At 64.7% G+C, this 14,768-nt stretch carries 15 protein-coding genes and 1 pseudogene; 8 read left to right on the top strand and 8 right to left on the bottom strand.

What is annotated here, in order from left to right; all coding sequences use genetic code 11:
* Positions 1 to 356 (bottom strand): MspA family porin (locus H7J73_RS03560; RefSeq protein ID WP_264065854.1); only part of this gene is annotated, 356 nt, incomplete at its 3' end.
* 630 nt (positions 357 to 986) lie between these two features.
* On the opposite strand from H7J73_RS03560, the pseudogene H7J73_RS33805 reads away from it, so the two are divergent.
* Positions 987 to 1,442, top strand: a pseudogene (locus H7J73_RS33805) (dienelactone hydrolase family protein); the annotation flags it as partial.
* A gap of 300 nt (positions 1,443 to 1,742) precedes the next feature.
* Here the strand turns inward: H7J73_RS33805 and H7J73_RS03550 are convergent.
* The 7 genes from H7J73_RS03550 to ftsZ all read right to left on the bottom strand — a co-directional run bounded on the left by H7J73_RS03550 (position 1,743) and on the right by ftsZ (position 7,075).
* Complete coding sequence (locus H7J73_RS03550) at positions 1,743 to 2,120, bottom strand: hypothetical protein (protein WP_264065852.1); 378 nt, start codon at positions 2,118 to 2,120, stop codon at positions 1,743 to 1,745.
* 50 nt (positions 2,121 to 2,170) lie between these two features.
* Entirely contained in the window at positions 2,171 to 2,995 is an 825-nt protein-coding gene (gene wag31 / locus H7J73_RS03545) for a DivIVA-like cell division protein Wag31 (RefSeq protein WP_264065851.1), read from the bottom strand.
* Between the two features lie 240 nt (positions 2,996 to 3,235).
* Positions 3,236 to 3,526: a YggT family protein gene (locus H7J73_RS03540; protein ID WP_264065850.1), complete on the bottom strand. Its 291-nt coding sequence runs from the start codon at positions 3,524 to 3,526 to the stop codon at positions 3,236 to 3,238.
* A gap of 171 nt (positions 3,527 to 3,697) precedes the next feature.
* On the bottom strand, positions 3,698 to 4,363 hold the full coding sequence (locus H7J73_RS03535) for a cell division protein SepF (protein WP_264065849.1): 666 nt from the start codon (positions 4,361 to 4,363) through the stop codon (positions 3,698 to 3,700).
* 25 nt (positions 4,364 to 4,388) lie between these two features.
* Positions 4,389 to 5,192, bottom strand: a complete 804-nt coding sequence (locus H7J73_RS03530) for a YggS family pyridoxal phosphate-dependent enzyme (protein WP_264065848.1) — start codon at positions 5,190 to 5,192, stop codon at positions 4,389 to 4,391.
* Positions 5,189 to 5,896 carry a peptidoglycan editing factor PgeF gene (gene pgeF, locus H7J73_RS03525; RefSeq protein ID WP_264065847.1) on the bottom strand — a complete coding sequence of 236 codons (708 nt, stop codon included), beginning with the start codon at positions 5,894 to 5,896 and terminating at the stop codon, positions 5,189 to 5,191. Before pgeF ends, H7J73_RS03530 begins: the two co-directional genes overlap by 4 nt.
* 42 nt (positions 5,897 to 5,938) lie before the next feature.
* Entirely contained in the window at positions 5,939 to 7,075 is a 1,137-nt protein-coding gene (ftsZ, locus tag H7J73_RS03520; protein ID WP_264065846.1) for a cell division protein FtsZ, read from the bottom strand.
* A 295-nt stretch (positions 7,076 to 7,370) separates the two neighbouring features.
* Between ftsZ and H7J73_RS03515 the strand changes: the two genes are divergently transcribed.
* The 7 genes from H7J73_RS03515 to H7J73_RS03485 all read left to right on the top strand — a co-directional run bounded on the left by H7J73_RS03515 (position 7,371) and on the right by H7J73_RS03485 (position 14,764).
* Positions 7,371 to 8,390 (top strand): LacI family DNA-binding transcriptional regulator, encoded by a 1,020-nt coding sequence (locus H7J73_RS03515; RefSeq protein WP_264065845.1) that lies wholly within the window; start codon positions 7,371 to 7,373, stop codon positions 8,388 to 8,390.
* Positions 8,391 to 8,599: 209 nt separating this feature from the next.
* Positions 8,600 to 9,664 carry an NAD(P)-dependent alcohol dehydrogenase gene (locus H7J73_RS03510; protein WP_264065844.1) on the top strand — a complete coding sequence of 355 codons (1,065 nt, stop codon included), beginning with the start codon at positions 8,600 to 8,602 and terminating at the stop codon, positions 9,662 to 9,664.
* Positions 9,661 to 11,160 carry a sugar ABC transporter ATP-binding protein gene (locus H7J73_RS03505; protein ID WP_264065843.1) on the top strand — a complete coding sequence of 500 codons (1,500 nt, stop codon included), beginning with the start codon at positions 9,661 to 9,663 and terminating at the stop codon, positions 11,158 to 11,160. Before H7J73_RS03510 ends, H7J73_RS03505 begins: the two co-directional genes overlap by 4 nt.
* Positions 11,161 to 11,162: 2 nt before the next feature.
* The gene (locus H7J73_RS03500; RefSeq protein WP_264065842.1) at positions 11,163 to 12,215 is read left to right on the top strand and encodes an ABC transporter permease; all 1,053 of its coding nucleotides are present in this window, start codon (positions 11,163 to 11,165) and stop codon (positions 12,213 to 12,215) included.
* Positions 12,216 to 12,315: 100 nt separating this feature from the next.
* Positions 12,316 to 13,290 (top strand): sugar ABC transporter substrate-binding protein, encoded by a 975-nt coding sequence (locus H7J73_RS03495; protein WP_264065841.1) that lies wholly within the window; start codon positions 12,316 to 12,318, stop codon positions 13,288 to 13,290.
* The gene (locus H7J73_RS03490) at positions 13,287 to 13,946 is read left to right on the top strand and encodes a nucleoside/nucleotide kinase family protein (protein ID WP_264065840.1); all 660 of its coding nucleotides are present in this window, start codon (positions 13,287 to 13,289) and stop codon (positions 13,944 to 13,946) included. Before H7J73_RS03495 ends, H7J73_RS03490 begins: the two co-directional genes overlap by 4 nt.
* A 50-nt stretch (positions 13,947 to 13,996) precedes the next feature.
* Positions 13,997 to 14,764, top strand: a complete 768-nt coding sequence (locus H7J73_RS03485; protein ID WP_264065839.1) for an SDR family NAD(P)-dependent oxidoreductase — start codon at positions 13,997 to 13,999, stop codon at positions 14,762 to 14,764.
* The last annotated feature ends 4 nt before the right edge of the window (positions 14,765 to 14,768 follow it).

Genomic DNA, 14,768 nt, shown 5'->3' with positions numbered 1-14,768 from the left:
GCGTCGTCGAGCAGGATGTTCGGGGTGGAGTAGGAGAAGTTGATGCCCACACCCAGTGACCAGGGGAAGCCGACCTGGTAGCCGAGCTCCAGGGTGCCCGCGAACTCGTCGGATCCGGCGCCGGTCACCGAGTAGACAGCGCGCCCGGAGTGGAACCACTCACGGGTCAGCCGGTTGCGGTCCAGNGGGAACACACCGTTGAGGAACGTGTCCCACTGCTGAATCGTCAGGGTCCGGCCCTGTCCGTCCACCAGGCTCAGCTCATTGTCCAAGCCAGCATGCGAGGTGCCGGTCCCGACGAATAGTGCTGCGACAGCAGCGATAAGGGCTACCAGCACCCGACTGACGGCTTTCATGTTCTCCCTGATTCGCCGGCGCGGAATGAGGGCGTTCACACTTGCCCTTAACCCTGCGCACATTTCGTTGACATGAGGAAGATAACAGTGCGATCTCAACTTTGCGCGCCGAATACCCCGCCTTCGGAGTTTCGTCCGATAAAGCTGCAAACTTGCCCGGCATGAGCTGTGAATCAGCTGCCGATTCCCTCCTCGCCGAGCCTGGCCCTCCCCGAGGCCGGTCGCTAAACATGCTGCCCCACTGCCGATCTCAGGTGTCACGATTGGACGTCGACACCATCGGTAGCCTGTCGAATGCGCAGAGTTTGCCATTGTCACACTCGGCGTGGACGCTCGCCCACCCGCCATTCTTTCGGCAACCACCGGCACCGCCGCAACGACCATTCCCGGATCTCTTTCACCATTTCTACCGACGGCCGTCGGCACCGTCACGCAAAAACCTCCTGTGCCATCGAATAGTAGTGCCACACAGCGTTACTCGATGGCACCGCAGGTACTTCCACCCAGAGCAGTCCGGCGTCCCGACCGCTCCGAATACCAAAGGTGGAGACTCCGAACATTCCGTCTGGCGCGGTGCTGGTGCTGCCCGGCGGCAAGCCGGTCAGTACGGCTCCGTCGAAAGCCCGGCAGATGGCCAATCTGCGGATGACGTTGCTGAGGATGGCGCTCCGGCGGCGACTCGGTGCGGCGACCGAGGTGAGACAGGTGCGTTACCGGCTGCGCGGCTGGAATGCACCCCGCCTGGACCCGGTCCGCGACGCAGAGCGAGCACTCGACGGCCTGCTCGAACAGTTCGCTCCCGAACAGATTGTCGTCGTAGGTCATTCGATGGGCGGCCGGGTCGCCGCGCATCTGGCGCACCGTCGCGATATCGGCGGAATCGTCGCACTGGCACCGTGGTGGCCTACCGCCGACGCGGGACTCATTCCGGTCGGCACTCGCCTACTGACCGTGCACGGCACTGCAGACACCTGGACCGACCCCGAGTCGTCGCGCCGGCAGTGCCTCCGCGCCACCGAACGCGGCGTGGACGCCCAATGGTTCGGAATAGCCGGCGCGGGGCACTACATGCTGCGACGCCGGCGAACGTGGCACGCGCTGACGGCGGCGTTCGCGCGCGAGCAGCTCGCCGGTTGTCCGGACGACAACGACGGCAATCCCGGTCGACTGGGAAAGCTCACTCCCGCCCGCCGGCAGAACGAAGACATCACCAGCGCCGACAGCGTGGATCGCGCCGTCCGCATGGGTCACACCGAAGCGCCCCCTCAGAATGAACGCAACTTCGGTGAGTGACCGGGTAAACCCTCCTGCGCGACAAGGGATTTCCCGCTTGTCAATGACTCGCCCGTGGCATCTGGGCGCGGCGATCAGCGACCGCTAGTCCAGTTAGCTCGACTCAGGCCGACGCGCCGGCGGAGTCTCCTCGGGAGCCGCCTGTTCGGCGGTGACGGTCTCCAAGCTCTCGGTGTGCCCCTCGGCCTCGGGAGCGGCCGCGTCCTCGTCCGGGTACTCGGCGTCGAAGTTCTTGTACGTCTCGTCGATGGCTTCACCGCCACCGACAGCGTCCCCCGGCTCTGCGTCGTCGGCCACCGCCGTGCCGTTGTCGACGTGCTGGCGTTCGCGGATGGCGTCGATGATCAGCAGTATCACGCCGATCACGCTGGCACCGATACAGACCCAGGCGACCAGCTCGTTGCTGGTCACCACCGCGGTCACCAGGGCAGCGAGACCGACAACGGCAAGTATGAGCGCAACGATCAGCATGGGTCGATCATCCCCTCAGCGGGCTGTTGTGGTCCGGAAATCGATCCGGCTCAGTTGTTTCCCCTGCTGAACTGGTTGAAGCCGCCGCCGTCATTGTTGGCGCTGGAGTCGACCGGGGCCGCCGAACCACGCTGGCCCAGCTCTTCGAGCTGCGATTCCAGGTAGGTCTTGAGGCGGGTGCGGTACTCACGTTCGAACGTACGGAGCTGCTCGAGGCGCCCCTCCAGCACGGTGCGCTGCTGGTTGATGGTGCCCATGATCTCGGAATGCTTGCGCTCGGCGTCGGCCTGCAGTGCGTCGGCCTTCTCCTGTGCCTGGCGCAGCTGGGTCTCGGACCGGGTCTGCGCATCGGCCAACATGGCATCGGCACGGTTGCGGGCTTCGGTGACCGTAGTCTCGGCGGTGCGCTTGGCCTCGCTGATCATCGCGTCTGCGTTCGCCCTGGCGTCGGCGAGCATCTTGTCGGATTCCGACTTGGCGGTGCCGGTCAGGCGGTCCGCGGTGTCCTGGGCCAGCGCCAGCACGCGCGCAGCCTTCATGTGCGACTCTTCGCTCACCGGGGCCGGCGGCGGTGCTTCGTACACGGGCTGCACCGGAACGGGAGCCGGCTCGGGCTCGGGCTCGGGCTCGGGTTCGGGCTGATACTGAGGTATTGACTGGGTCGCTTGGATGCCGCCGCCGGAGCGGGCGCCCGCGAGCTCCTGATCGAGTTCATTGACCCGTTGCCGCAGGTCGGCGTTCTCCTCGATGAGGCGAGTCAGCTCGTTCTCCACCAGGTCGAGGAAGGCGTCAACTTCATCCTCGTTATAGCCGCGCTTGCCAATGGGCGGCTTGCTGAAGGCCACATTGTGGACGTCGGCGGGTGTAAGCGGCATTGTCTGCCCCCTCAAGTCTGGATGGTCGAACCGATCTGGAAAGTGTAGAACGATAGACCGAGTTGGTAGCCGTACTGTAACTGGCGTCCATCCTGTCACACCAGAACCGCCGGTTGCGGGCGAGGTCAATAATTAAGAGCGAATTTCAAAGAGTCGCGAATGCCGCACCGAAGTCGGGCATACCGCGGGCGAACTCGTCATGAACTCGTTGTCCGGGACTTGCCTGGGACCCGCGCGGACTCAGGCCGCGGCGCTGAATGCCAATTGCATGCCGATGAACGCCACCAGCAACAGGACCATGATGGACAGATCGAATCGGATGGCACCGATCGTCAGCTGCGGAATCAGCCGACGCAACAGCTTCACGGGCGGATCGGTCACCGTCATGATGACCTCGAGGATCACCACGACGAAGCCCCGAGGATGCCAATCCCGGCTGAACGAGCGAATGAACTCGACCACGACCCGGGCGATGAGCAGCAGCCAGAAGATAAACAGCGCGAAGCCCAGAATTTCGAAGAAGAGCGCCAACGAAGAGCCCGACCTTACTGAAGAGTGTGTGATGTAGCCGACACCGTCGGTGACAACGGCTGGACCGACCAGTCGGTCATCTCAACCGACCGAGCCAGCCTACCGATTCAACACACCTGTTGTGGCAAGGGCTCTGGGACCATCCTGCGCGACACAGTCACGCAGAGGCTGTCACTGATAAGCGTAGAAACCGGCCTCGGCCATCCGCCTGCGCTCTTCCGGGGTGACCTCGACATCGGCCGGCGACAGCAGGAAAACCTTGGTCGCAACCTTGTCGAAGGAGCCCCGCAGAGCGAACGCCAGACCGGCGGCGAAGTCGACGAGACGCTTGGCGTCCGCGTTGTCCATCGTGACGAGGTCCATGATCACCGGGGTGCCGTCACGGAAACGCTCACCGATGGTGCGCGCCTCGCTGTAGTCCTTGGGACGCAGGGTGGTGATCTTCGACATCGCGCTGCCTTCCTCGAAGAGCATCGCCATCCGCCGGGGGTCCATCGCCAGGGCGCCACGGGTCGATCCACGCAGCGAGCCCAACCGCGGTGCGGGCCGGTCGAATTCGCGGGGCCGGAACCGGGGCTCATCCGCATAGCCGCCGCGGTAGGCCGGCTGGTAATCCGCCTCGACCCGCGGGTCGCGGGGGTCGCGCGGATCATGGGCGTCGTCGTACTCGCGTCCGTCGTAGCGGCCGCCGCGCTCGAAACCTTCGTCGGCGAACCGCTCGCGGCGGGGGTACGCCCCACGAGCTGCGCCACGGTCGTCGTCGTCGTAGTACTCGTCGTCGTAGTCCTCCATCGGCGCCATCCCGAAGTAGGCCTTGACCTTATGCAGTGTGCTCATCGCGTGCCCTTCTCTGCCCCGAAGGCTAGCCCTGAAAGTTTGGTACCTGTGATGAAGATGTGACTGGAGTGACTACTCCCGGTGACGTTAGCGGTCGAGTCCCCATGAGCGCGGTACCGACACGCACACATGTAGAGCCATGTTTGACGGCAAGTTCCATGTCGCCCGACATCCCCGCAGACAGGCCCGTGGCCTGCGGATGATCTCCCATTACCCGCCGATGTTCGTCGGCAAACCGGGCGAACGCGCGCTCAGGATCGACTCCCAACGGCGGAACCCCCATCACGCCAATCAATTCCAGAGCCTGCGCGTCCGCCACCTGCGCGCAGATGGTGTCCACCGCGGCGCGGTCGTTGACGTCGACACCGCCGCGAGCTGTGTCGCCGTCGAGGCTGAGCTGAATATAGATGTGCAGCGGCTCGGTGCGACCACCGTCCGCCAGCGCCTGAGCCGCCCCGCGATCCAGCGCGCTCACCACCTTCGCGGTGCTCACCGAGTGAGCCGTGTGAGCCCAGCCGGCGATCGCCTTGGCCTTGTTGCGCTGGATCTGCCCGACCATGTGCCAGCGCACGTCGGCGGCCGGCCCACTCACCAAGGTCGGGATTTCCGCGACCTTTCCGGCTGCCTCCTGTTCGCGCGCCTCACCGAACTCGCGACAGCCCAATTCGAACAGAATGGCGATATCGGTTGCCGGAAAGAACTTGGTAATCGGCAGCAGTTCAATTTCTTCGACTTTGCGGCCGGCGTTTTCCGCGGCCCGGTTCAATCGCAGACGCAGGGCTGCCAATGCGCCAGCCAATTCGGTCTCGCGATCGGTGGGTGCGTTCATTCCAGCCACACCAGACACGCAAGGCGGCCCGTCGGTGCGTCGCGCCGATGACTGAACAGGGCCGGGTCCGCCACGGTGCACCGAGGGTCGACTGAAATTGCCGTCACTCCCAAATCCTTAAGCTGTCTGGCGATTCCGGCCCGCAGGTCCAGACCCGACGTGCCCTTGGCCGTGAGCGTTCTGCTGCCGGGTAACGCGGCTTCCACTTCGTCGGCCATCGCGGGCGGCACCTCGTAATTGCGGCCGCTCACCGCCGGGCCGAGCAGGACCGAGACATCTTCGGCGTGGGCACCCGCTTTGATCATCACATCGAGCGTGCGGGCCACCACTCCCCTCTGTGCGCCGACGCGGCCTGCGTGCACTGCCGCGACGACGCCGGCGCGCGCATCGGCCATCAGCACCGGCACGCAATCGGCCGTCACCACAGCAAGAGCCAGCCGCCGGGTTGTGGTCACCAGCGCATCGGTTTCGTCGAACGCGCGCGAGGGTGCGGTGTCCACCAATTCGACGTGGTCGCTGTGCACCTGGTTCATCCAGACCACCCGATCCGCACCGAGACCGGTCGCCTTCGCCAATCGCGCGCGATTGGCCGCGACAGCCGCCGGATCGTCACCGACGTGGTCACCGAGGTTGAAGGTGTCGAAGGGCGGCGCGGAGACCCCGCCCGCGCGGGTGGTGGTCACGCGCCGGACTACATAACTCATGTACGCCAGTATTCCCGCACCGGCCGCACGCGACCGGAGCCGCTAGTGGCGCATGAAGGGCGGCACGTCGACGTCATCGTCATCGTCACCGCCGCCGACACTGACCGTCGCCCCATTGGTGTGCAACGGGACACTGACGGCTTCCGACGGCTCGAACAGCCCGGACGCCACCTTGCCCGCCCGGGCAGGTGCGATCGCCTGACCGGTGCCGACCACGGGTTTGCGACCGGCCGAGCCGGCCTCGAAACCTGCCGCGATAACGGTCACCCGCACCTCGTCGCCCAGGGAGTCGTCGATCACGGTGCCGAAGATGATGTTGGCCTCGGGGTGCGCGGAGTCCTGGACCAATGAGGCGGCCTCGTTGATCTCGAACAGCCCGAGATCGCTGCCGCCCGCGACGGACAGCAACACGCCCTGGGCGCCTTCCATCGAGGCTTCCAGCAGCGGCGAGTTGATGGCGATCTCCGCAGCTTTGAGCGCCCGGCCGTCACCGCGGGCGGCGCCGATACCCATCAGGGCGGTACCCGCGCCACTCATGACGCCCTTGACATCGGCGAAGTCGACGTTGATCAGGCCGGGAGTCGTGATCAGGTCGGTGATGCCCTGCACACCGTTGAGCAACACCTCGTCGGCGCTACGGAACGCGTCCATCAGCGATACGGCGGCGTCGCCCATCTGCAGGAGCCGGTCGTTCGGGATGACGATCAGGGTGTCGCAGCTCTCGCGCAGCGAGGTGATCCCCGCTTCGGCCTGATTGGACCGCCGTTTGCCCTCGAAGGAGAACGGCCGGGTGACGACACCAACGGTCAGCGCGCCGAGCTTGCGGGCGATGGTCGCGACGACGGGCGCGCCACCGGTGCCGGTGCCGCCGCCCTCACCCGCGGTGACGAAGACCATGTCGGCGCCCCGGAGAAGCTCCTCGATCTCATCCTTGGCGTCCTCGGCGGCCTTGCGACCCACTTCGGGGTCCGCACCTGCTCCGAGCCCGCGAGTCGAGTCGCGGCCGACGTCGAGTTTCACATCCGCGTCGCTCATCAACAGCGCCTGGGCGTCGGTGTTGATCGCGATGAACTCGACGCCTTTGAGGCCCTGTTCGATCATTCGGTTGACGGCATTGACGCCGCCGCCACCGATGCCGACCACCTTGATGACTGCGAGGTAGTTATGCGGGGGGGTCATCTGTCGCCTTCCTCCCTGGGAGCTTTGTCTGGAGGCGGAGTTCCCCGATTTCAAACCCTCAACCTCAACCATAGGCTTAGAGTTATGTCAAGTAGTTCCGCGTAAACAGAACGGTAGGGCGGGCACCGGAGGTAATCCGGCAGGCGCGCCGAAACGCGCCGGGATTTCTTCGCTGCGTCGCGACCACCCGTCAGCCAGGCGCGGCGCGGCCCACACCGGCAGACGTAAGCGCTTACGGTATCGGTCTCGAACCCCTAGGCTCGTGGCCGACATCGTTCGTTGAGGAGGTGTGGCGATGGTGACCATGGTCGATGTTGCCGTGAGCGCAGGCGTGTCGACGGCGACGGTTTCGCACGTCCTTAACGGCACGCGCTTCGTCAAGGAAAGCACCCGGTTGCGCGTCCTGGAGGCCATCGACCGCACGGGCTATACCCATAACACCGTCGCCCGATCGCTCGCCGCCTCCAGCACCAAGACCATCGGCCTGGCCATGGCGGCCATCTCCAATCCCTACTTCATCGATCTCGTCCACGCGATAGAGACCGAGATTCGCCGGGCCGGATACTCACTCCTGCTCGCCGACACCCTCGATGACGCCGAAGAAGAGTTCCGCGCCATCCGGTCGCTGCATCAGCGGCGCGTCGACGGGTACCTGATCGCCCCGTCATGCGATCCGGACAGCGGTGCGCTGGACTACCTCGCCGACCGAGGATTGGCAGTCGTGCTGGTCGACCGCCTCGCCTCCGACCGGTTCGACCAGGTCGGTAGCGAGAACATCGAGGCGGCCAGCCTGTTGGTCGAACACCTGGCCGCGAACAACCATCGGCGCATCGCCCTGGTGTCCGGGCCGGCCGGACTGACCACCACCCTGGCTCGCGCCGAGGGCTTTCGATTGGGCATGCGGCGCAGCGGATTGGCGGTCGACGAGCAACTGCTTATCACCGAGGCCGGCGATCCCGACCGCGCCGCGGCCACCGTCCACCAGCTGATGTCACTGTCGGACCCGCCCACCGCGATTCTGGCAGCGAACAACCGAATGACCATCGGGGCGATGAAGGGCTTTCGCGGGTTGGGGCTGGAGGTCCCCCGCGATATCGCGCTGGTGTCCTTCGACGATTTCGAATGGGCCGACCTGTTTCGGCCGCGCCTGACCGTGGTAGCCCAACGAATCGACGAAATCGGCAGGCATGCGGTCCGGCTGCTGCTCGAACGCATCGCCGACCCCGCGCGCGCGCCGCAGACCATCGAGCTGCCGCCGCGTTTCATCCACCGGGAGTCCTGCGGTTGCCCTGACGACAGCTCCTTGTCGCGATGAGCGCCAGCCACTCCCCTCGGCACGAATGTGTTGTCCAGCCCACACTTGCCTGCTAGCGTAAGCGCTTACGTAAGCGCTTACTAATGTGTCCACCGACACAGGGTTGCAGTCCACCGGGTCGGCGTATCCGGTCGATCGACTTGGGCGCGAACGCCAGAACTCCGTGACACCCGAGAGTTTGCGAACCACTACGAGCAGGAGTGAACAACATGGGGCAGATCCCCGAGAAGATGCGCGCCAGCGTCCTGACCGAGATCAAGACGATCGTCCTCGAAGAACGCCCGGTCCCCCAGCCGGCCGACGACGAAGTGCTCATCCAGGTGGCCAGCGTCGGGGTCTGTGGTTCGGACGTGCACTACTACCAGCACGGCCGCATCGGCGACTACATCGTCAACGCTCCGATGATCCTCGGCCACGAAGTCAGCGGCCAGATCGTTGCCGTCGGCGCCGATGTCGACCCTGCCCGGATCGGAAAGCGGGTCGCCATCGAACCGCAGCGCCCGTGTCGCGTCTGCGAGTTCTGCAAAGCGGGCGACTACAACCTGTGCCCCAAGATGGAGTTCTACGCCACACCGCCCATCGACGGCGCGTTCTGCGAATACGTGACGATCCAGGACGATTTCGCCTATGACCTTCCCGATTCGATCAGCGACGACGCCGGAGCACTGCTGGAGCCGCTCTCGGTGGGTATCGCCGCCGCGCAGAAGGGTGGCACCAAAGTCGGTGACCGGGTCCTGATCGCCGGCGGCGGCCCGATCGGCATCATCGCCGCACAGAGCGCCCGCGCCTTCGGAGCGACGGAAGTCATTGTCTCCGATATCAATCCGGCCCGGCGTGCACTCGCCAAGACCTACGGAGTCACCCGCGTCGTCGATCCCGCTGTGGAATCTCTGGACGACCTTGCCGCACACGTCTTCATCGATGCTTCCGGTGCGGTCCCGGCAATTCAGGCGGGGATCCGCGCCACTCGCCCGGGCGGCACCGTGGTGCTCGTCGGCAGCGCCGACGAGATCCCGCTGTCGGTTCCCGACGTCGCGATGCGCGAACTCAACGTCACCGGCACCTTCCGCTACACCGGCACCTGGCCGCTTGCCCGCGCACTGGTCGAATCCGGGCAGGTCGAGCTCGACTCGCTGGTCACCCACGTCTACGGTCTGGAGCAGGTGGTCGACGCACTCACCGGCGAAGGCGCCGTCGACAGTCTCAAACGTATCGTGCGGCCCGGTGTCACCCGCATCGACGACCCGGTTGCCGAGGCGCGGGCAGCGTCGTGACCACGCCCCTGCTGGCGGTGCGCGACGTAGTCAAGATGTTCCCAGGAGTCGTTGCGCTGCAGGGTGTCTCGTTCGATATTCGACCGGGTACGGTCCACGCGGTGTGCGGCGAGAACGGGGCCGGGAAGTCGACGTTGATGAAAGTCATCAACGGCATCTACCAGCCCGACGCCGGCGAGATCCGCGTCGGCGGGAAGCCCGTGAAGATCCGCAACCCGATCCATGCCCGCGAGCACGGGATAGCGATGATCTCGCAGGAACTCAACTACGTGCCGAACATGACGATCGCCGAGAGCTTCTTCATGGGCAACCTGCCCACCAAGTTCGGCCGCGTCAACTGGCGGTTCATCCGTCGCGAAGCCAAGCGCATTCTGGCCGAGGAAGGCCTGGACTACGCGATCAACCGGCCACTGAGCAGTCTGACGGTGTCCGAGGTGCAGATGCTCGAAATTCTGCGCTCGGTGTATCACAGCGCCGACGTGCTCATCATGGACGAGCCCACGTCGGCGATCGCGCACCGTGAGGTGGAGTCGCTGTTCACCAAGATCAGAATGCTTCGCGAACAAGGTAAGTCGATCATCTACATCTCGCACAAGATGGACGAGGTCTTCGAACTCGCCGACGACATCACGGTGTTACGCGACGGCACCGTGGTCAGCAGCCAGGCCGCCTCGACGGTCGACTCCGGGCGCGTGATCGCGCAGATGGTCGGCCGCGACCTCGACCATCACGCCTATCCGAAAGAGACCGTCCCCCTGGGCGCCCCGGTCTTGCGCGCCACCGAGCTCCGTAGCAAGAATCTCTTCGAGGACATCTCGATCGAGGTACGGGCGGGCGAAATCGTCGGGCTGGCCGGCTTGATCGGCGCGGGCCGCAGTGAGGTGGTCCAGGCGATCTTCGGACTGGACCGACTCGACAGCGGACGGGTCGAGATCAACGGCAGTGTGGTGGACATCCGCAACCCCCGCACCGCCATCGCCCACGGGGTGGCGATGCTCTCCGAGGACCGGCGGCTCATCGGCATCATTCCCGACCTGAGCATCAAGAAGAACGCCACCCTGGCCAGCCTGAAGAAGGTCATCCATGGCGGGTTCACCCGAACTGGATTCGAAAAGAAGCTGGCCCGTGAATATTTCGACCGCATGCGGGTCAAGTCGGTGAGTATCGAAACGCCCATCAGATCGCTGTCCGGGGGCAACCAGCAGAAGGTGCTGCTGGCACGCTGGCTGATCGCCGACCCGGTGGTACTTCTGCTCGACGAGCCCACCCGCGGGGTCGATGTCGGCGCGAAGTTCGAGATCTACAAGATCATGACCGAACTTGCCGGCCAAGGCCGCGGAATCCTGATGATCTCCTCGGAGATGCCCGAACTCATCGGGATGTGCGACCGCATCTACGTGATGTCGGCCGGGCGGCTGACCGCGGAGCTGACTCCCGATCAGTACTCGCAAGAAACGATCCTCAAACACGCGATGGACGAAATCGAGGTGGGATGAACATGCTTTCTCGGATCAAAGGCCTTGATAACGGTAGATATTCGATATTTCTGATCCTGGCGGCGGTGGTGATCGTAGCCAGTCTCCTCAGCCCGAACTTTCTCACTCCGGGCAACGCCACCAACGTGCTGCGACAGGTCGCCGTCATCACCATCCTGGCCTACGGGGCGATGATGCTGATCATCAGCGGCATGATCGATCTGTCCGCCGGAGCGGTCATGGCACTGGCCGGAGTGGCGTCGGTGATGGCCTTCAAGAGCTCACAGAGTCTTGTGGTGGCGGTGATCGTCGGAGTCCTGGTCGGCATGGCGTGCAATCTGGTCAACGCCTTCCTGGTCGCGACGCTGAAAACCCCGGCGTTCATCGTCACGCTCGGCATGATGATGGTGGCCAGGGGTGCGGTCCTGGAACTCACCGACGGCCAGAACATCCTTCAGCTCGGTGACTTTGTGAAACTCGGCCAGGGCTCGCTCGGGTGGCTTCCGTTGCCGACGCTGTTTCTGGCAGTCATCACGCTGATCGTCTGGTACGTGATGACGCAAACCCGTTACGGGCGTTCGCTGTATGCCGTCGGCGGCAACGGCGAGGCCGCCCGCGCCGCAGGCATCGCCGTCGAGCGCGTGAAGTACCAGGCCTTCCTGTTCAACGGTGCGCTCGTCGGCTTCGCCGGTGTCATCTTCATGGCCCGGGTCAACGCCGGATTGCCCAACGCGGGTGTCGGATACGAATTGCAGGCCATCACCGCGCCCATCATCGGCGGCACCAGCTTCTCGGGCGGCGTCGGCACCACGGCAGGAACCCTCGCCGGGGCACTCATCGTGGGCGTGCTCGGCAACATCATGAATCTCACCGGAGTCGGCTCGTACATCCAACAGATCGTCATGGGCGTGATCATCGCCGCGGCAGTCGCCTACGACGTGTGGAGTAAACAACGACGTGGCCGCGGCCGGACCATCATCCTCCACGAGCGCGGCACCGACGGTCGGGCCGACAAGGAGTCCGATGCCGTCGACGATCCGGTCACCGACAACAGCGGTGCGAGACATCAGACCTGACCCTCTTGACATCCGTTGTAGCTGAACATATCTACCGAACACAGGGCCATCAGGCCCGAACTCAGTGCCGGCCTACCGGCGATCTCATAGAGGAGACGAGATGAAACATCTGTCCACCAGGTTCAAGTGCACCGCCCTCGCGGCCCTGGCCGTGATGAGTCTGGCTTCCTGTTCATCCAGTTCCAAGGACAACGGCGACGGCTTCCGGGTGGCTTACATCGCTCGCGCGCAATCCGATTCGTTCGCCGCCTGGCTGGCCAACGAGATGAAGGCCGAAGCAGGCAAGTACCAGGACATCAAACTCGACATCTTCGACGGGCAGGCCAGCGACGACGTCGAGAACACCCAGATCGAGAACGCAGTGGCCAACAACTACGACGCGATCATCGTGCAGGCCAACAACAATGAAGCCCAACTCCCCTACATCCAGCGATCCGTCGACGCGGGCATAGTCACCATCACGACCAACCCACGCGTCGACGGCGTCAACGGTGCGAGTTCGATCGACGCCAATCCCTACGACCAGGGCGCGATCGTCGCCAAGGTGGCGCTCGACCGTATTCCACAGAACGCCAAGGTAGTGGTGCTGAACGGCCCTCCGGGCAACTTCCACAGCACCAACCGCCGCAACGCCTGGAAGACCGAGTTCTTCGACAAGCGCCCCGATGTCACGATCCTGGACGAAAACACCGCTAACTGGAACAAAGACGAGGCGATGAAACTGATGGAGGACTGGTCACTGGCCCATCCGCACATCGACGCCATCGTCTCGATGAACGACAACATGGCCAGCGGAGCTCTCGAAGCGATTAAGGGCCGCAACGGGTTTGACGGCATTCAGGCCTACGGCGTGGATGGCACCCCCGAAGCCACGATGCTCATCGAGCAGGGCACGATGACCGCCACCGCTCTACAGAATGCGCAGGAACTGGCCAAGCTGAACATGAAGGCGGCCCACGATCTGCTGACCGGCGCCGAGACTACCGTCGACCTCAAGGTCGGTAACCCGCTGATCACCAAGGACAACGCCGGCGAGTACATCGACCTGTACAAGGGCGCCGGACTGATCAAGTGACGGTTGTCGATACGGCGAATGACGGATCAGCAGTGATACCGACGATCGTCGGCATCGAGGCTGCGGTGGCCCGGGCCAAAGAGGTAGCGGCCCGCGGACCGGGCCGCCGCGTGATCGGACTTGCCGGTGCACCGGGCGCCGGCAAGTCCACCCTGGCCGCGGAGCTCATCGCCCGCGTTCCCGGAAGCGCGTTGCTCGCCATGGACGGGTTCCACCTGGCCGACGAGCTGTTGGAGGTGCTGGGCCGGCGGGCCCGCAAGGGAGCGCCGGACACCTTCGACGCAGCCGGGTTCGCCTCCGCGCTGAGACGGATCCGGGCCGGCGAGGACGTCGTGGTACCGCGGTTCGACCGAAGTGCCGAGATCGCCGTCGCCGGTGCGATCCGCATCCCGGCGACAGCGCCACTGGTCATCACCGAGGGCAACTACCTGCTTCTGGACAGCGACGGCTGGGAACCGGTGCGCGCCCTGATCGACGAATGCTGGTACGTCGACGTCGATGACGAGCTGCGCCGTAACGGCCTGGTGGCCAGGCACATCGACCACGGTCGCAGCACCGTGCAAGCACAGGCCTGGGTGGATTCCGTCGACGAACCCAACGCCCGGCGCATCGCGTCGACCAAGGCGGCGGCCGACGCCATCGTCCAACTTCGATGAGCGTTCGTCATCGCTGCACAACATCAACGAAATCCTAGGAAAGGTATCCCGTGTCCGTTATCGACAGATTCATGCTCACCGGACGTACTGCGCTCGTCACCGGAGCCACCCGCGGTCTGGGCCGGGCTTTTGCGACAGCCCTCGCGGAGGCCGGCGCCGACATCGTCATCCACGGCCGTGACGCCGATGCCGCTGACGTGGTGAAGAACGAAATCGAGCAGCTCGGCCGCAAGGCCACCGTCATTCTGGGTGACCTGACCGACGCCGCCGGCGTGCGAGCGGTGGTCGACGAGACGACCGCTGCCGTTGGGGTCATCGATATCCTGGTCAACAACGCCGGCGCGTGTATCCACCGGCCGGCCCTGGAGGTCACCCCCGACGAGTGGTCATACGTGTTCGATACCAATGTGACTGCGCTGTGGAATATGTCGCAGGCAGTCGGTCGACAGATGGTCGACCGGGGCTCCGGTTCGATTGTCAACGTCGGGTCGATATCGGCGATGATCGTCAACCGCCCACAGCTGCAACCGGCGTACAACGCCTCCAAGGCGGCTGTGCATCAACTCACGAAATCCCTTGCGGCCGAATGGGCGCCCTTCGGTGTCCGGGTGAATGCGCTGGCTCCCGGCTATATCAAGACCGATATGTCTCCGGTGGACGACCCGCAGTACCGACGGATGTGGCTCGAGGATTCTGCTCAGGGCCGCTACGCCATGCCCGACGAGCTCGGCCCGGCGATGGTCTTCCTGGCCTCCGACGCCGCCAGCTTCATGTCCGGGACCGTGCTCGTCGTCGACGGCGGGTACACGCTGTTCTAGGACC

Source organism: Mycolicibacterium komossense, assembly GCF_025822605.1.
GTDB classification, from domain to species: Bacteria; Actinomycetota; Actinomycetes; order Mycobacteriales; family Mycobacteriaceae; genus Mycobacterium; species Mycobacterium komossense.
The sequence above is the reverse complement of the archived record's forward strand: the minus strand, read 5'-3'. Positions and strand labels throughout refer to the sequence as shown.

Excerpts from the sequence above, each read along its gene's own strand:
- H7J73_RS03550 (WP_264065852.1), bottom strand. The coding sequence starts at position 2,120 with ATGCTGATCGTTGCGCTCATACTTGCCGTTGTCGGTCTCGCTGCCCTG.
- wag31 (WP_264065851.1), bottom strand. The coding sequence starts at position 2,995 with ATGCCGCTTACACCCGCCGACGTCCACAATGTGGCCTTCAGCAAGCCG.
- H7J73_RS03535 (WP_264065849.1), bottom strand. The coding sequence starts at position 4,363 with ATGAGCACACTGCATAAGGTCAAGGCCTACTTCGGGATGGCGCCGATG.
- H7J73_RS03530 (WP_264065848.1), bottom strand. The coding sequence starts at position 5,192 with ATGAACGCACCCACCGATCGCGAGACCGAATTGGCTGGCGCATTGGCA.
- pgeF (WP_264065847.1), bottom strand. The coding sequence starts at position 5,896 with ATGAGTTATGTAGTCCGGCGCGTGACCACCACCCGCGCGGGCGGGGTC.
- ftsZ (WP_264065846.1), bottom strand. The coding sequence starts at position 7,075 with ATGACCCCCCCGCATAACTACCTCGCAGTCATCAAGGTGGTCGGCATC.
- H7J73_RS03515 (WP_264065845.1), top strand. The coding sequence starts at position 7,371 with ATGGTGACCATGGTCGATGTTGCCGTGAGCGCAGGCGTGTCGACGGCG.
- H7J73_RS03510 (WP_264065844.1), top strand. The coding sequence starts at position 8,600 with ATGGGGCAGATCCCCGAGAAGATGCGCGCCAGCGTCCTGACCGAGATC.
- H7J73_RS03500 (WP_264065842.1), top strand. The coding sequence starts at position 11,163 with ATGCTTTCTCGGATCAAAGGCCTTGATAACGGTAGATATTCGATATTT.
- H7J73_RS03495 (WP_264065841.1), top strand. The coding sequence starts at position 12,316 with ATGAAACATCTGTCCACCAGGTTCAAGTGCACCGCCCTCGCGGCCCTG.